We start from the raw sequence: 15,901 nt of genomic DNA, 5'->3' as shown, positions 1-15,901 counted from the left end.
AATCCCCCATGCTCAAACTTGCCCTGAAGATGACGGCGCGCGACTGGCGCGCCGGCCAATTGCGCTTTCTGCTGATCGCGTTGACGGTGGCGGTGGCCGCCCTGTCCGCCACCGGCTTCTTCATCGACCGCCTGCGCAGCGGCCTCGATCGCGACGCCCACCAGTTGCTGGGCGCCGACGTCGTCATCAGCGCCGACCTGCCGGTCAACCCGGCCTGGCGCGCCGAGGCGGCCAGGCGCGGCCTGCTGATGACCGACACCGTCAGCTTCCCCAGCATGGCGCAGGCGGGCGAGGGCGAGCAATCGACGTCGTTGCTGGCGTCGTTGAAGGCGGTCGGTCCCGGCTACCCGCTGCGCGGCCAACTGAAGATCACCACCGATCCCGAACAGGCCGAGCAAAGCTACGGCGCCCCCGCCAGCGCCGTGCCCGCGCCCGGCACCGTATGGATGGACGCCGGCCTGCTGGGCAGCCTGAAGACGTCCATCGGCGGGCGCATCAAGCTGGGCGACAAGAGCTTCACGGTCGCGCAGCTGATCGCCTCCGAGCCCGACCGCGGCGCCAACTTCCTGGCCTTCGCGCCGCGCGTGATGTTCGCGCTGGACGACGTGGAAGCCACCAATTTGATCCAGCCCGGCTCGCGCGTGTCCTACCGCCTGTTGCTGGCGGCGCCGGCGTCGCTGAAGAACGGCGCGGCCGTCGCCGCCGCCTACCAACAATGGCTGCAGGCGCAGATCAAACAAAACAACATCAAGGGCGTGCGCGTCGAGTCGCTGGAAAACGGCCGGCCCGAAATGCGCGCCACGCTGGACCGCGCCGACCGCTTCCTGTCGCTGGTGGGCCTGCTGTCGGCGATGCTGGCGGCGGTGGCCGTGGCGATGGCCGCGCGCCGCTTCATGCAGCGCCACCTGGACGCCTGCGCCATGCTGCGCTGCCTGGGCCTGACGCAGAACCAAGTCACGCTGATGTACCTGATCGAATTCCTGCTGGTCGGCCTGGCCGGCAGCCTGATGGGCGTGGCGGTCGGCTTCGGGGGGCATTACGTGCTGCTGGAGGTGCTGGGCAAGCTGGTCTCGGCCAGCCTGCCGGCGCCCACAATCTATCCGGCGCTGCAGGGCGTGGCCACCGGCATGCTGCTGCTGGCCGCCTTCGCGCTGCCGCCGATACTGCAGCTGCGCAAAGTGCCGCACAACCGCGTGATCCGCCGCGAGCAGGAGCCGCCGCAGGTGACCGCGCTGGCCACCTACGGCCTGGGCCTGGCCGGCTTTGTCGCGCTGCTGCTGTGGCAGGCGGGCGATGTGCAGCTGGCCTTGTACACGGCGCTCGGCTTCCTCGGCGCCTTCGCGCTGTTTGGCTTGGTCGGCTGGGGCGCGCTGGCCGCGCTCAAGCCGCTGCGGCGCGCGATCGACCATCAAAGCTGGCGCTTCGCCATCACCTCCTTGCAGCGCCGTCCCGGCGCGACGGTGGTGCAGATCGTCTCGCTGGCGCTGGGCATGATGGCGCTGCTGGTGCTGACCGTGGTGCGCGGCGACCTGATGACGGCCTGGCGCAACGCCACGCCGCCGGATGCGCCGAACCGCTTCATCATCAACATCCAGCCGGAGCAGGCGGCCGACATCGGCAAGCGCCTGCAGGCGGCGGGCGTCAGTTACGCGCCGCAGTATCCGATGATACGCGGCCGCCTGACCGCCGTGAACGGCAAGCCCGTCACCGCCGAGACCTACACCGAGGACCGCGCCAAGGGCCTGGCCGACCGCGAATTCAACCTGTCGACCATGGCGACGATGCAGGCCGAGAACAAGATCAGCGCCGGCCAGTGGTTCGCCGACAAGCCGGGCGCGCCGGAAGCCTCGGTGGAGGAGGGCATCGCCAAGACGCTCAAGTGGAAGCTGGGAGACAAGCTGCGCTTCGACATCGCCGGCACGCCGGTGGACGCCACCATCACCAGCCTGCGCAAGCTGGAATGGGGTTCGATGCGGGTCAACTTCTTCGTCATCATCAACCCGGCGGCGATGACCGAAGTGTCGCAAAGCTGGATCACCGCCTTCCACCTGCCGCAGGGACAGGGCGCGCTGATGAACGCCCTGACGCGCGACTATCCCAACCTGACCATCGTCGACGTCGGCGGCCTGCTGCGCCAGGTGCAGGCGGTGCTGGACCAGGTGGTGACGGCGGTGGAATTCCTGTTCGTGTTCACGCTGGCCTCCGGCGTGCTGGTGCTGTATGCCGCGCTGATGGGATCGCAGGACGAGCGCACCCGCGAATCGGGCCTGCTGCGCGCACTGGGCGCAACGCGCAAGCAGCTGTCGCAGGCGCAGCTGATCGAGTTCTCGCTGGTGGGCGCCTTGTCCGGCGTGCTGGCGGCGACCGGCGCGGCGGGCATGGGCTGGGCGCTGGCCACCTACCAGTTCAAGTTCGCCTGGAGTTTCAGCCCGGTCGTGTGGCTGGTCGGGCTGGTGGCGGGCGCGCTGTGCGCCATCGCCGGCGGCTGGCTGGGCCTGCGCAACGTGCTGCGCCAGCCGCCGCTGCAAACGCTGCGGGAAGCCTGATTACGCGAAGGTCCGCATGATCAGCCGGACCGCTACGGCGACGCCGTTTTCCTGCTTCATGGCGTCGCCGATGATGTGAGCCTTGCGCGCCATCTCCGGCGTTACGCGCCGTATCTGCTTGGCCAGCGCCGCCGCCGTCAGGCTGCGCCGCTGAAGCGGCTTGCCGGCGATGCCGACGCGGCGCAGCTCCGCGCCCCAATGTTCCTGTTCGCTGATATGCGCCACCACGATCGACGGCCTGCCCGCCAGCGTGGCCGACTGCGTGGTGCCCGCGCCGCCGTGATGCACCACCGCGCGGCAGCGGGGGAAGATGGCGTGGTGCGGGGCCGCCGAAATGTACAGGATCTGCTGGTCGGAGAGATAGCCGCAAGCGCGCGCGTTGTCGCCCTGGATGATGGCGCGGCAGCCGGAAAGCCTGGCCGCTTGTGTCAGCAGGTACAGTGCTTGGGCCTGGCCGTCGCTATCCTTGGGCATCCAGCTGCCCAGCGTCATATAGACCGGCGCCTCGCCCGCCTGCAGGAAGGACGCCATGGCATCGGGGAGTTTTCCTTCCATGTCGAGGTTGGGCGTGTCGAGAAAACCGCACACTTGCACCGACGCCGGCCAGTCCGGCTGCGCCACGCACAGTTGCGGACTGACCGCCGCCAGCGTGAGTTGTTTCGACAGCCATACCTGATTGATGATGTCGGTGGTCGGCGGCATGCCCAGCTGCCGGCGCAGCCGGTTCGGATAATGCGCGATGGCGCGCGTGATCAGCGTGCGTGTCAGCCACCACAGGAAGCGGTTGCCGGCCTTGCCGACCGGGAGGCCGATCGGATTGGTGTACGCGCTGGGTAAGCCGCCATGCGACAGCAGCGTGCTGACGTAGGGCCGGCCGGCCAGTTCCGCGGCGATCTGCAGCGGATGCATGAAGTAGTGGCCGATCAGCAGGTCCGCGTCCGCGCACAGGTCTTGCGCGGACGCGAACATCAGATCCTCGACCGGCGCAAAGCAGAGCCGCAGTATCTCGGCGATTTGCTCCAGGGGATTGCGGATGGTGTAGGCCAGGCGGGCGATTTCTCCCTGCTGCGCCGCCGTGAGCACCGGCGTGGCCAACACCGTCAGCCGGATGCCGTGTGCCGACACGTAATCGCTGTAGACCGCGCCGTCGGCGCAGGTGATCACCAGATGGACGTCGTTGCCGGCCGCCTGCAGGCCTTCAGCCAGGGCCAGGAAAGGGCGGATGTCGCCATGGCTACCCCAGGTCTGCATCCCTATCTTCATCGCGGCGCTTTCTCATGGCTGAACACCTTGCCATTATAAGCGGCGCCTCAGACGGCGATGCTTTCCTGCGCCGCCCGCTCCTTGAGGAAGTCGGCGTAGGCATAAGGCTTTTGATCGAAGTAGTGCGGCGGCAGGTCGAACAGCGCCCAGTAATAAGTCTCGCGGCCCTGGCACACGCGCGGCGCCGCGCAGTAGCGGTGCCAGTTGTCGCCGACCCGGCGCGCGTACATGCCGTCGCCGTCCGGATCGGAGAAGAACGGCAGCACGCGCCGCTCCAGCAGCGCATCCATCAACGACGGCGGCGCGTCGCTGTCGCGCGCGATCTCGTATTGCGCATACATTCCCTGTTCGGTTTCTATCATCATCAGGCTGGCCTTGCCGTGCTTGTCGAGGAACAGGATGCCGGTCGGATTCGGGAAGATGTAGTGCTCGACGAAGCCCATGGTGGCGCACAGTTCCCGCACCAGCCGCGCCAGCGCCGGATCGCCCAGGAAGTTGTAGTTATGCAGCAGCACCAGCTCGCGCAGCGTTTCCGACTGGGTGTCGAAGTAGTCGCGTTGCAGCGCCGCGATCTCCAGTTCCAGGATGTCGAGCGCGTGGTCGTCGCTCTTCTTGATGTAGCGGTCGATCAGGCCGCGGTTGAAGGCGCTGACGGCGATCTTCTCGTCGGCCGCGCCGGTGAACAGGATTTTCTTGCAGGGCAGGTGCGCCACCGCTTCGCAAAATTCCAGCCCATTCATCTGCGGCATCGAATAATCGACCACCAGCACCGACGGCGTGGCGAAGCGATGGCGCTGCTCGCCGATGCGGTAGATGCGCTCCAGGTCCAGCGCCACGTTGCACTGGTCGGCCGGCAGGTTGTGCATGTCGAAGTTGACGTGCAGCGGCACGCAGCCCGACTGTGGTTCCTTGCGCAGCCATTGCAGCGCGGCGGTGGTGTCGTGGAAGGTCTGGCTGGCCAGCGTGGGGTCGAGCTGGAACGACAGACTGCGCAGGAACGAATCGCTGTCGTCGACCAGCACGGTCAGGGTGGGGTGGGAATAGACTGGCAAATGCATGGGATCACCTCTGGATGGGCTGCTGCTGGGGAAATTCAAGGATAAAGATGGCGTAGGCGCCCTCGCGCGAAACGCAATGGATGCTGGCGTTCCAGGCCAACATGATCTCCTCGCACAAGGCCAGGCCGATGCCGGCGCCGTTGTGCGGCGGATGGGAATAAAAGCGCCGGAAGATCAGCGGCATCTGCTGCGCCGGAATGCCGCAGCCGGTATCGATGAACAGCAGGCGTGGCGGCTGGTGCGCGCCGTCGACCACGATGCGCACGCGGCCCTTGCCGGCGCGCTGCACCGCCTTGAGCGCGTTGCGCAGCAGGTTGAGCAGGATCACCACCGACAACTCGGTCTGGCCGGCGAAGCTGAAGTCGCGCCGTATTTCCAGCGTCACCAGTTTTTGCTGCGTGGCGTTGGAGAAGGGGTAGCGCTTGAGCACCGCCTCCACCACGCCCTCCATCTTTACTTCCTCCACCGGCCGCAGGTTTTGCCGCACCGCCGTCGCGCTGAGCAGGAACAGGTCGATCATGTGGTTCATATGGCGCACCTCGAACTGGATGCGGGCCAGCGCGTCGACGGCGCTGAGGCGCTCCTCCTTGGAGCGGTTGCCGGTGTCGGTGTACATGCGCAGCAGGCCGCGCACGTTGGCGTCGACGCTGGTGAGCGGGGTGCGCAGCTCGTGCGCCACGGTGGCCAGGCCGGCGCCCAGGCCGGCCAGCTTTTCCTGCGCCAGCACGTGACGGCTGATCTTGGCGGCAGACAGCGCGGCGATGGTGAACAGGTGGATCGGCAGCTGTTGCAGCACCGGCCGGCTCAGCATGGCAGCGCCTTCGCCCAGCACGGCGGCGGCCAGGCAGGCCGCGCTGGTGCCGATCAGGTAAGCCTTGGCGGCCAGGCTGGTGTCGAAGTGGAACAGCACCACCAGCCCGATCAGCAGCGATTCGCTCCACACGCCCGACCCGTGGTTCATCAGGAACATGAAGGTGAAGAAGAACGGGAAGATGTAGCTGAGCGTGACGAGCAGGTACAGGTGCAGCATGCGGCGGCTGAACTGGCGGGCGAACAGGCCCAGCGCGCACAGCAGGATGCCCAGCAGGCGCAGCGGCAGGCTCTCGTACTCCTGCGGGAAGAAGTTTTGCCAGATCACGTAGTACAGCGGCATGCCCACCGTGCCTATGCTGGCGAGCAACAGCACGCGCACCAGCGCATGGTCTTCGCGGCCATGGTAAAGCAACAGCGACTGGACCAGGCCGTGCTGCCAGTGTTTCCAGCGTTCTTGCAGTGGTGGCGACATGGGCAAATTGATTTTTATCAAGGCGCCATGATCGCCTTAAATTGCAACGCGCTCACGGATATCAAATCATTAATTGATCGGTATCAATCACCTCTTGTTTTTTTGGCCTCAAGGTTGGCATCGGATTCATAAAAAAACAACCTTTTCCCAAACAACGAGAGGAATCTGAAATGTCGAATGCGATAGCCCAAGAACATGTACATGAGCAGGTTTTTGCCTTGCCAGCCGAGCAGCACATGCCCGACTTTGTCACCCGGCGCATGGATGAACACTACGTCACCCGCATCGAGCTACTATTGGGCGGCGAACATCCGCACGCCTGGCAGCCGACGCCGGCCGGCGCGGTCTTCCTGGCCGGTAATGATTATCTGTGCCTGGCCGGCGAGCCGGCGCTGGTGCAGGCGCAGATGGCGGCGCTGGCGCACAGCCAGGGCGAGCTGCTGATGTCGGCCGTGTATTTGCAGGAGGGCAGCGCGCAGCATCGGCTGGAGCGCAAGTTCGCCCGCTTCATGGGGGCGCAGGACGGCATCCTGGCGCAGTCCGGCTGGGCCGCCAACGTCGGCCTGGTGCAGACGCTGGCCGCGCCCGGCATCCCGGTCTACCTGGACATGCAGGCGCACGCCTCGCTGTGGGAGGGCGTGCAGTCGGCCGGCGCGCTGCCGGTGCCCTTCCTGCACAACGATATGGAACATTTGCACAAGCAGCTGGCGCGCCACGGACGCGGCTTGATCGTGGTCGATGCGCTGTACAGCACCAACGGCAGCGTGGCGCCGTTGCGCGAGCTGGTGGAGATCGCCGAGCGCAGCGGCTGCCTGCTGATTGTCGACGAATCGCATTCGCTGGGCACGCATGGCCCGCGCGGCGCCGGCCTGGTGGCGGCGCTGGGCTTGAGCGAGCGGGTGCATTTCCGCACAGCGTCGCTGGCCAAGGCGTTTGCCGGGCGCGCCGGCTTCATCACCTGTTCCAGCCGGTTCAAGGGCTACTTCCTGTCGGAGTCGCGCCCGGCCATTTTCAGTTCCTGCCTGCTGGGCCATGAGCTGGCCTGGTTCGACGCCGCCATCGATTTCGTCGCCGCGGCCGACGACCGCCGCGCCGCGCTGCACGCGCATGCGGTCGAAGTGCGCGAGGAGTTGAGTGCGCTGGGCTACAACGTCAGCGACGGCAGTGAGCAGATCATCGCGCTCGAGCCGGGGCCGGAGCCGAAGACGCTGGCGCTGCGCAAGCTGCTGGAGCGGCACGGCGTCTATGGCGCCATGTTCTGTGCGCCGGCCACGCCGAAGAACCGCTCGCTGGTGCGGCTGACGCTGAACGCCGGCCTGGACCGGGCGCAGTTGTCGCGCATCATCCAGGCCTGCGACGACATCCGCGACGAGGCCGACCTGGAAAACTGGTCGTCGACCCGGCGCATGCGCCGGCTTGCGCTGGTGTGACACCGTCGGATCGCCGCCTGGTACGCTATCATGGAGCTTATGACTGAATCCCAAACTCTCTACGAAGTGATCGGCGGCGAAACGCGCGTGCGCGACATGGTCGACCGTTTTTATGACCTGATGGAACTGGAGCCGGAGTTCGCGCTGCTGCGCGCCGCCCACCCGCCCACGCTGGACAACGCGCGCGAGCGCCTGTTCATGTTCCTGAGCGGCTGGATGGGCGGGCCGGACCTGTACATCGAAGCGCACGGCCATCCGCGCCTGCGCATGCGGCACATGCCGTTCGCCATCGGCACCCAGGAGCGCGACCAGTGGCTGCGCGCGATGGCGTGGGCGATGGAGGACGTCGGCATCGCCGAGGCGCTGCGTTTGCGGTTGATGGAGTCCTTCTATCAAACCGCCGACTGGATGCGCAACAAGCCGGATTGACCCCATGAACCAGATCGAATTCTATGTGCTGCTGGCCGCGCTCGCGGCCGTGCTGGTCTTGCAGGCGCTGTCGCTGCTGCGCGCGCGCGGGCAGGCGGACGGCGGCGACGGCCTGGCCGAACGCATCGAGCGCGTCGAGCGCGAGGTGCGCATGCAGTTGCAGACCACGGCGCAAGCCACGCACGCTGCCAGCGTGCAGCAGTTCGAGGCCTTGCGCCGCCAGCTGGAGGCGCAGGGGCTGGTCGGCCGCGATGAGCAGGGCCGCAGCCTGAAGCAGTTCGCCGACAGCATGAATCAAACACTGGCGCGGCTGACCGAATCGAACGCCGCGCGCATGCAGGAAGTGCGCGCCACGCTCGAAGCCAAGATCAAGGACCTGCAGGCGGACAACGGCGCCCGGCTGGAGGAGATGCGCAAGACCGTCGACGAGAAGCTGCACGCGACGCTGGAGGCACGCCTGAGCGCATCGTTCCAGCAGGTGTCCGAGCGGCTCGAGCGGGTGCACCAGGGGCTGGGCGAGATGCAGCAGCTGGCGCTGGGCGTGGGCGACCTGAAACGGGTGCTGACCAATGTGAAGACGCGCGGCACCTGGGGCGAGGTGCAGCTGGAGATGCTGCTGGAGCAGGTGCTGACGCCGGAGCAGTACGCGAAGAACGTCGAGACCATCGCCGGCAGCGGCGCGCGGGTGGAGTTCGCGCTCAAGCTGCCGGGCCAGGTGGAGGGCGGGGCGCCGGTATGGATGCCGATCGACGCCAAGTTCCCGAAGGAGCAGTACGAGCGTCTGCTGGACGCCGCCGACCGCGCCGACGCGGAAGGCGTGGCGCTGGCCGGCCGTGAGCTGGAACGCGCGGTGCGCGGCGAGGCCAAGACCATCTCGGAAAAGTACGTCTCGCCGCCGCACACCACCGATTTCGCCATCCTGTTCCTGCCGACCGAAGGCCTGTACGCGGAAGTGATGCGCCGTCCCGGCCTGGCCGACGAGCTGCAGCGCGTGCACCGCATCAGCATCGCCGGGCCGTCGACCTTGTCGGCGCTGCTCAACAGTTTGCAGATGGGCTTCCGCACGCTGGCGCTGGAGAAGCGTTCGTCGGAAGTGTGGCAGGTGCTGGGCGCGGTGAAGACGGAGTTCGGCAAGTTCGGCGACGTGCTGTCGGCCACCAAGCTGGCGCTGGAGCGGGCCGCCAAGAACATCGAATCGGCCGAAACCCGCAGCCGCCAGATGGCGCGCAAGCTGAAGTCGGTGGAGGCGCTGCCGAGCGAAGCGGCGCAGCTGCTGCTGGGACCTGAAATCGACAAGAATGATTTGGACGTAGAGTAAGCCGCACAGCCACCCCGGCAAGTCGGGGTCTGACCCCGCACGGGGTCAGACCCCTGCGGAGCGCAGTGCGGGGTAAAAACAGGAGTCAGCCATGCCAACCCGCAGTCCCGATTTTTCCACGGTCGGCACACCAGCCGTCCAGCGCAACAAGATCGTCAGCGCGGCCGACGCGGTTGGCCTGATACGCGACGGCGACACCATCGCCACCGGCGGCTTTGTCGGCGTCGGCTTCGCGGAGAATATCGCGGTGGCGCTGGAGCGGCGCTTCCTGTCCGCCGACAGCGGCGGCCATCCGCGCGACCTGACCTTGCTCTACGCGGCAGGCCAGGGCGACGGCAAGGAGCGCGGCCTGAATCACTTCGGCCACGAGGGCCTGCTCAAGCGCGTGATCGGCGGCCACTGGAGCCTGGTGCCCAAGCTGCAGCAGCTGGCCATGACCGGCAAGATCGAAGCCTACAACCTGCCGCAAGGCGTCATCAGCCAGCTGTTCCGCGACACCGCCGCCGGCAAGCCCGGCTTGATCACGCACGTCGGTCTCGGCACCTTTGTCGATCCACGCCACGGCGGCGGCAAGATCAACGCCCGCACCACCGAGGAGCTGGTCGAGCTGATGACGCTGGGCGGCAAGGAATACCTGTTCTACAAATCGCAGCCGGTGCACGTGGGGATCATCCGCGGCACCACGGCGGACGCGCTGGGCAATATCACCATGGAGCGCGAGGCGCTGACCCTGGAGGCGCTGGCGATCGCGATGGCCGCGCACAATTCGGGCGGCATCGTCATCGTGCAGGTCGAGCGCATCGCCGAGCGCGGAACGCTCAATCCGCGCCAGGTCAAGATTCCCGGTATCCTGGTCGACTGCGTGGTGGTGGCGGAAAAGCCCGAATACCATATGCAGACTTTCGCCGAACCTTACAACCCGGCCTACTCGGGCGAGCTGCGCGTGCCCCTGTCGGCGGTGGCGACTATGGCCATGTCGGAGCGGAAGGTCATCGCCCGCCGCGCGCTGATGGAGCTGCGGCCCAACAACGTCGTCAACCTCGGCATCGGCATGCCGGAAGGCGTGGCGGCGGTGGCGGCGGAAGAAAAGCTGTTGGACCTGGTCACGCTGACGGCGGAGCCGGGCGTGATCGGCGGCATGCCGGCCGGCGGCTTGAACTTCGGCGCGGCCACCAACGCCGACGCGGTCATCGACCAACCTTACCAGTTCGATTTTTACGACGGCGGCGGGCTGGATGTGGCGGTGCTCGGGCTGGCGCAGGCCGACCGCCACGGCAATCTGAACGTCAGCAAATTCGGCAGCAAGCTGGCCGGCGCCGGAGGCTTCATCAACATCAGCCAGAACGCGCGCAAGGTGGTGTTTGTCGGCACCTTCACGGCGGACAAGGGCGCGACCCGCAAGTTTGTCGACGAGGTGGAGCACCGCACCTACAGCGGCGAGTACGCGGCGCGGCGCGGGCAGGAAGCCTTGTTCATCACCGAGCGCTGCGTGATGCGGCTGGTGCTGGACGGCGGCATGTCCGGGCTGGAGCTGATCGAGATCGCGCCCGGCGTGGACGTGGAGCGCGACATCCTGGCGCACATGGATTTCAAGCCGGCGATCAGCACGCAGCTGAAGGTGATGGACGCGCGCATCTTCGCGCCGCTGGCGATGAACTGGCGCGCCGATTTTCTGGCGCTGCCGCTGGACCAGCGCTTGGTGTACGACGCGCAGCAGGAACTCTTCTTCGTCAATTTCGAGGGCTTTGAAATCAGCGATACCGAAACCATCGCCACCATCTGCGCGATGGTGGCGGAGCGCCTGGCGCCGCTGGGCCACAAGGTGCCGGCGGTGATCAATTACGACAACTTCTCGATCGCGCCGGATTTGATGGATCAATACGTGGCGGCGGTGAACCAGCTGGCGGAGCGCTATTACAGCAAGGTCACGCGCTACGCGCACAGCACCTTCATGCGCGCCAGCCTGGGACGCGCCTTCCGCCGCATCGAGAAGGACGCGGCGCTGTTCGCCAACTCGGCCGAGGCGCTGCTGCGCTTGCAGCAGGAGGACTAGGCTAGCGGCTGGCCAGGCGTTCCAGCCGCAGGCGGTGGCGCTCGTCGGTGACGCTGCGCGCCGCCAAATAGACCGCCAGCGTGACCGACAGTCCGCTGCCGCCGGCCAGCAGGAACATCAGCAGGATCTGGTAGCGCACTGCGTCCATCGGGTCCATGCCGGCGAGGATCTGGCCGGTCATGATGCCGGGCAGGGTGATGATGCCGGCGGCCGACATCTGGTTGATCAGCGGGATCAGTCCCTTGCGCACCGATTCGCGGATCAGCGGCGCCAGCGCTTCGTTGCGGGTGGCGCCCAGCACCAGCTGCGCTTCGATGGCGTTGCGCGAGTTGATCACGCCGCCGTAGAAGGTGTCCAATCCCAGGCTGGCCGAATTGAGTACGTTGCCCAGCACGATGCCGATCAGCGGGATCGCATATTGCGGTTCGTACCAGGGCGTTGGATGCAGCACCGTCAGCAGCGCCAGCACCGCGGTGGCGACGCTGGACAGACCGACGCTGGCGGTGGCCAGCCATACACCGGGCCAGCCGCGCAGGCCGTGCGCGGGCCGCATCGCCACCTCGCGCGCGGCGGCGACAATCATCAGCATCGCCACGGCCAACGTGGCGGCCGGTGAAGCGAGCGCGAACACCCAGCGCAGCACCAGTCCGACCAGCAGCAATTGCACCACCATGCGCGTGGCGGACCACAGTATCTTGCGCTGCATGCGCAAGCCCAGATAAGCGGAGATGCCGGCATTGAGCAGCACCAGCGACGAGGCGATGGCCAGGTCGATGGCGCCCGGCTGGATAGGCGTCATGCCCGTGCTCATGGCGCTGCCCCGTTTTCGGTGAGGCGGCGCTCGCACATCGTCATGCTGCGGTGGCCCAGCGTCTGCGCTTGCGCTTCCGAGTGCGTGACCAGGATGATGGCCAGTCCCGCGTCCAGCTCCTTTTGCAGCAGCCGCTCGGTGGCGGCGACTGCAACCGGGTCCAGCGCGGCGGTGGGTTCGTCGAGCAGCAGCACCTGCGGCTTGCAGGCCAGCGACCGCACCAGGGCCATGCGCTGGCGCTCGCCGGTGGAGAGCCGGCTGATGTCAGCCTCCAGCAATGCCGGCGACAGGTTCAGTTGCGGCAGCAGTTCGCGCACGCGTGCCATCTGCGCGGGCTTGAAATGGTCGCCGGCGGTGGGCAGCCACCATGCCGCTTCGGCGGGTTGGTAGACCACGCCGGCGCGCCACGCGGGCGCACCCATGCCGGAGCGCGGCAGTCCGTCCAGCAGGGCCTCGCCGGTGTTGGGATCGAGATCGCACAGCATGCGCAGCAGCAGGCTTTTGCCGGCGCCCGAAGCACCGGAGATGGTCAGGCATTCGCCCGCCGCCAGGTCGAAGGAAAACGGACCGGCCAGCGGCGATTGCAGATTGCGGATGCGCAGGCGCGGGGAGGCTGCTCCGTTGGGCTCGATCATCTGCTCAGATCAAGCCGTCGAACAGCAGCACCTCGACCATCTCGCCGGCGGCGATGTCCGCCTGCGCCTCGTGCAGCACGACGATGCAATTGGCCTCCGTCATGGAGCTCAGGATGCCGGAGCCCTGCGCGCCGGTGAGGCGCACTTGCGGCGCGCCGTCGGCACCGGCGCTGACGATGCCGCGCTGGTATTCGGTGCGGCCGGGACGTTTGCGGATTGCCGCCGTGCTGCGGGCCTGCATCGCCTGCTGCGTCGCCTGCGTGCCCATCATGCGCAGCAGCGCGGGACGGGCGAACAGGTAGAACGACACCATCACCGCCACCGGATTGCCGGGCAGGCCAAACAGCCAGGCGCTGTCTGTCACGCTGCGGATCTGGCCGAAGGCGAGCGGCCGGCCGGGACGCATCGCCAGCTTCCAGAAGGCGACGTCGCCGATGCGGCCGAGGATGTCGCGAGTGTAGTCGGCCGCGCCTTCGGAGACGCCGCCGGAGGTGAGGATGGCGTCGGCGTTGGCGCAGGCGTCGAGCAGCGCCGCCTCCAGCGCGGCCGGGTCGTCGCGCACGATGCCCATGTCGATGACGTCGCAGCCCAGCCGCGTCAGCATGCCGAACAGCGTGTAGCGGTTGCTGTCGTAGACGCAGCCGTCGTCGAGGGGCTCGCCCAGCGAGCGCAGTTCGTCGCCGGTGGAGAAGAAGGCCACGCGCAGCTTGCGCCGAACGGCGACTTCGCCGATGCCGAGCGAGGCCACCAGGCCCAGGTCGGCGGGGCGCATGATTTTGCCCTGGGCCAGGGCGATGCCGCCGGCCTTCAAATCTTCGCCGGCGAAGCGGCGGTTGGCGCCGGTGCGGATGGCGCCGTGGCGAATGGTGACGCTGTCCTCGCCGATGTGCGCGGCCAGTTCCTGCGGCAGCACGCTGTCGCAGCCGGGCGGGATGGCGGCGCCGGTCATGATGCGGATGCACTCGCCGGCCTGCGGCACCTGCGCGCACGGGCGGCCGGCGTAGGCGATGCCGATCACCTTGAACGTGGCGTCGGGCGCGCCGGCCGGGGGCAGGTCGGCGCTGCGCAGCGCGTAGCCGTCCATCGCCGAGTTGTCGTAGGCCGGCACGTTGATCGGCGAGATGATGTCTTCTGCCAGCACGCGGTCGAGGGCGTCGCGCAGCGCGAGCCGTTCGGTGGCCGCGACCGGCGCCACGCGCTCGCAGATGATGCGCTGCGCTTCGGCCACGGGCAGCGCGCCGGGATCGGCTGCACGGACAGTGGTGGCGGCGGGCGCTGGTGTGCGCTCGTGCTGCTGCAGCTCGGCCAGCGTGTTGATGTTGCGGAAGGCGTCGGCCTGGTCGAACATCACCTCGGCCACGCGCAGCGATTTGAACCAGCTTTCCATGCGGCGCGCGCCGGTGTCCAGATAGGCGTCCAGTTGCGGCAGCAGGCTGGCTTTGAGCAGGGCAAATACAGGGTGCGTCTGGCGATGCGGTTCGGCGCCGTCTTCGGATTCCATGGTCACGGCCAGCGCGACGTCGGTGTCCTGCGCCAGCATTGCCGCGTACAGGCGTTCGGCCAGGTCTTCAGGCAGGAAGGGCGAGTCGCAGGGCGCGGTCAGCAGCAGTTCGGTGGGGCAGTACTGGAGGCCGATCTGCAAGCCGGCCAGCGGGCCTTCAAAGCCGTCCAGGTAGTCCGGCAGCACCGGCGCTGCGCCGGCGACGGCCTGGTATTGCGGCAGGTTGCGGTTGGCGTTGATGACGACGGTGGCCGTTTGCGGCGCCAGGCGGCGCATCACATGCTCCACCAGCGTGGCGCCGCGGAACGGCTGCAACCCCTTGTCGACGCGGCCCATGCGTGTGCCGCGCCCGCCCGCCAGTATCAGTCCGGTGACCTTGCTCTTCAAAGACAAACTACCCTCCGATGTAAGACATTTCTACTTTATTGGCGCTGCGTTGCAAGCCGTCGGTGTGATTGGTGCGCAGTTCCGAGTAGCGGTCGCCGCGTGCGCGCCACAGCTGCGCCAGCACGGTGCTGATTTCCGCGTCGCTGCGGCCGTCGCGCAGCAGGGCGCGCAGATCGTGGCCGCTGGTGGCGAACAGGCAGGTGTACAGCTTACCCTCGGTCGACAGGCGCGCGCGGGTGCAGTCGCCGCAGAATGCATGGGATACGCTCGAGATCAGGCCGATCTCGCCGCTGCCGTCGCCGTCGTTGTCGATATAGCGCCAGCGGGCGGCGGTTTCGCCGGTGTAGTTGGCCGACAGCGGCTCGAGCGGCATCTCGGCGTGGATGCGGCGCACCACTTCGGCCGACGGGATCACCTCGTCCATCTTCCAGCCGTTGGAGGCGCCGACGTCCATGTATTCGATGAAGCGCAGGATGTAGGGCGTGTTCCTGAAGTGGCGCGCCATCGGCAGGATTTCCTGGTCGTTCATGCCGGCCTTGACCACCATGTTGATCTTGACCGGGCCCAGGCCCACCTGGTGCGCCACGTCTATGCCGTGCAGCACGTCGTCGACCGAGAAGTCGACGTCGTTCATTTTCTGGAAGGTGGCGTTGTCGAGCGCGTCGAGCGAGACGGTGATGCGTTGCAGGCCGGCGTCCTTGAGCGACTGCGCCTTGCGGGCCAGCAGCGAGGCGTTGGTGGTCAGCGTCAGGTCTAGTGGTTTGCCGTGGACGGTTTTGAGCTCGGCCAGCATGCCGACCAGCCGTTCGATATTCTTGCGCAGCAGCGGTTCGCCGCCGGTCAGGCGGATCTTCTCGACGCCGTGGGCGATAAAGGTTTGCGCCAGGCGGGTGATTTCTTCGAACGACAGCAGCGAGGTGTGCGGCAGGTATTGGTAGTCGCTGTCGAACACCGCCTTGGGCATGCAGTAGACGCAGCGGAAATTGCAGCGGTCGGTGACGGAGATGCGCAGGTCGTGCAGCGGACGGGCCAGCTGATCGCTCAGCAGGCCGGTCGGCGCTTCCAGGATAGCGGGGACGGCTGGCGGCGCGGGGCGCTGGCTGGCCATCATGATAATTTTCTCTGCCATGACTCTACAATCTTGCTGTTTTTGAAATGCGGGACAACGGTTGGGCAACTCCAAGA

At 67.1% G+C, this 15,901-nt stretch carries 12 protein-coding genes; 5 read left to right on the top strand and 7 right to left on the bottom strand.

Annotation, left to right across the window (positions count from 1 at the left end):
- The first annotated feature begins 8 nt into the window (after positions 1-8).
- Complete coding sequence (locus KVP70_RS10275; RefSeq protein ID WP_217942063.1) at positions 9-2,546, top strand: ABC transporter permease; 2,538 nt, start codon at positions 9-11, stop codon at positions 2,544-2,546.
- Here KVP70_RS10275 and KVP70_RS10270 read toward each other — a convergent pair whose 3' ends face one another.
- Genes KVP70_RS10270 through KVP70_RS10260 form a run of 3 tightly spaced genes read right to left on the bottom strand, consistent with a single transcriptional unit; the run spans position 2,547 to position 6,152 of the window.
- The gene (locus KVP70_RS10270) at positions 2,547-3,797 is read right to left on the bottom strand and encodes a glycosyltransferase (RefSeq protein WP_217942062.1); all 1,251 of its coding nucleotides are present in this window, start codon (positions 3,795-3,797) and stop codon (positions 2,547-2,549) included.
- A gap of 59 nt (positions 3,798-3,856) precedes the next feature.
- Complete coding sequence (locus KVP70_RS10265; protein WP_217942061.1) at positions 3,857-4,867, bottom strand: hypothetical protein; 1,011 nt, start codon at positions 4,865-4,867, stop codon at positions 3,857-3,859.
- 4 nt (positions 4,868-4,871) lie between these two features.
- Positions 4,872-6,152: a sensor histidine kinase gene (locus tag KVP70_RS10260; RefSeq protein ID WP_217942060.1), complete on the bottom strand. Its 1,281-nt coding sequence runs from the start codon at positions 6,150-6,152 to the stop codon at positions 4,872-4,874.
- A 170-nt stretch (positions 6,153-6,322) separates the two neighbouring features.
- On the opposite strand from KVP70_RS10260, the gene cqsA reads away from it, so the two are divergent.
- The 4 genes from cqsA (at position 6,323) to KVP70_RS10240 (ending at position 11,382) form a co-directional block, all read left to right on the top strand.
- Entirely contained in the window at positions 6,323-7,582 is a 1,260-nt protein-coding gene (gene cqsA / locus KVP70_RS10255; RefSeq protein ID WP_217942059.1) for an alpha-hydroxyketone-type quorum-sensing autoinducer synthase, read from the top strand.
- 30 nt (positions 7,583-7,612) lie between these two features.
- Positions 7,613-8,011: a group II truncated hemoglobin gene (locus KVP70_RS10250; protein WP_217942058.1), complete on the top strand. Its 399-nt coding sequence runs from the start codon at positions 7,613-7,615 to the stop codon at positions 8,009-8,011.
- Positions 8,012-8,015: 4 nt separating this feature from the next.
- Entirely contained in the window at positions 8,016-9,329 is a 1,314-nt protein-coding gene (locus tag KVP70_RS10245) for a DNA recombination protein RmuC (protein ID WP_217942057.1), read from the top strand.
- A 91-nt stretch (positions 9,330-9,420) separates the two neighbouring features.
- A complete protein-coding gene (locus KVP70_RS10240) occupies positions 9,421-11,382 on the top strand; it encodes an acyl CoA:acetate/3-ketoacid CoA transferase (RefSeq protein WP_217942056.1) in 1,962 nt (653 codons plus the stop codon).
- 1 nt (position 11,383) lies between these two features.
- Here KVP70_RS10240 and KVP70_RS10235 read toward each other — a convergent pair whose 3' ends face one another.
- The 4 genes from KVP70_RS10235 to moaA are packed head-to-tail and all read right to left on the bottom strand — an operon-like array spanning position 11,384 to position 15,845.
- The gene (locus tag KVP70_RS10235; protein WP_229224721.1) at positions 11,384-12,181 is read right to left on the bottom strand and encodes an ABC transporter permease; all 798 of its coding nucleotides are present in this window, start codon (positions 12,179-12,181) and stop codon (positions 11,384-11,386) included.
- An 8-nt stretch (positions 12,182-12,189) separates the two neighbouring features.
- Positions 12,190-12,828, bottom strand: coding sequence for an ABC transporter ATP-binding protein (locus KVP70_RS10230; RefSeq protein ID WP_217942054.1), 639 nt, complete (start codon positions 12,826-12,828; stop codon positions 12,190-12,192).
- Between the two features lie 4 nt (positions 12,829-12,832).
- Positions 12,833-14,722 (bottom strand): molybdopterin molybdotransferase MoeA, encoded by a 1,890-nt coding sequence (gene moeA / locus KVP70_RS10225; RefSeq protein ID WP_217942053.1) that lies wholly within the window; start codon positions 14,720-14,722, stop codon positions 12,833-12,835.
- 1 nt (position 14,723) lies between these two features.
- Positions 14,724-15,845 carry a GTP 3',8-cyclase MoaA gene (gene moaA / locus KVP70_RS10220; RefSeq protein ID WP_229224720.1) on the bottom strand — a complete coding sequence of 374 codons (1,122 nt, stop codon included), beginning with the start codon at positions 15,843-15,845 and terminating at the stop codon, positions 14,724-14,726.
- Positions 15,846-15,901 lie beyond the last annotated feature (56 nt).

Origin of the sequence: Duganella violaceipulchra (genome assembly GCF_019166075.1) — a bacterium.
Lineage (GTDB): Bacteria > Pseudomonadota > Gammaproteobacteria > Burkholderiales > Burkholderiaceae_D > Rugamonas > Rugamonas violaceipulchra.
This window is presented reverse-complemented; position numbering and strand designations above follow the sequence as displayed.

What these genes read in the sequence shown, in the direction of transcription:
- KVP70_RS10245 (WP_217942057.1), top strand. Translation starts at nt 8,016, where the DNA reads ATGAACCAGATCGAATTCTATGTGCTGCTGGCCGCGCTCGCGGCCGTG.
- moaA (WP_229224720.1), bottom strand. Translation starts at nt 15,845, where the DNA reads ATGGCAGAGAAAATTATCATGATGGCCAGCCAGCGCCCCGCGCCGCCA.
- cqsA (WP_217942059.1), top strand. Translation starts at nt 6,323, where the DNA reads ATGTCGAATGCGATAGCCCAAGAACATGTACATGAGCAGGTTTTTGCC.
- KVP70_RS10275 (WP_217942063.1), top strand. Translation starts at nt 9, where the DNA reads ATGCTCAAACTTGCCCTGAAGATGACGGCGCGCGACTGGCGCGCCGGC.
- KVP70_RS10265 (WP_217942061.1), bottom strand. Translation starts at nt 4,867, where the DNA reads ATGCATTTGCCAGTCTATTCCCACCCCACCCTGACCGTGCTGGTCGAC.
- KVP70_RS10250 (WP_217942058.1), top strand. Translation starts at nt 7,613, where the DNA reads ATGGAGCTTATGACTGAATCCCAAACTCTCTACGAAGTGATCGGCGGC.
- KVP70_RS10235 (WP_229224721.1), bottom strand. Translation starts at nt 12,181, where the DNA reads ATGACGCCTATCCAGCCGGGCGCCATCGACCTGGCCATCGCCTCGTCG.
- KVP70_RS10230 (WP_217942054.1), bottom strand. Translation starts at nt 12,828, where the DNA reads ATGATCGAGCCCAACGGAGCAGCCTCCCCGCGCCTGCGCATCCGCAAT.
- KVP70_RS10260 (WP_217942060.1), bottom strand. Translation starts at nt 6,152, where the DNA reads ATGTCGCCACCACTGCAAGAACGCTGGAAACACTGGCAGCACGGCCTG.
- KVP70_RS10240 (WP_217942056.1), top strand. Translation starts at nt 9,421, where the DNA reads ATGCCAACCCGCAGTCCCGATTTTTCCACGGTCGGCACACCAGCCGTC.
- KVP70_RS10270 (WP_217942062.1), bottom strand. Translation starts at nt 3,797, where the DNA reads ATGCAGACCTGGGGTAGCCATGGCGACATCCGCCCTTTCCTGGCCCTG.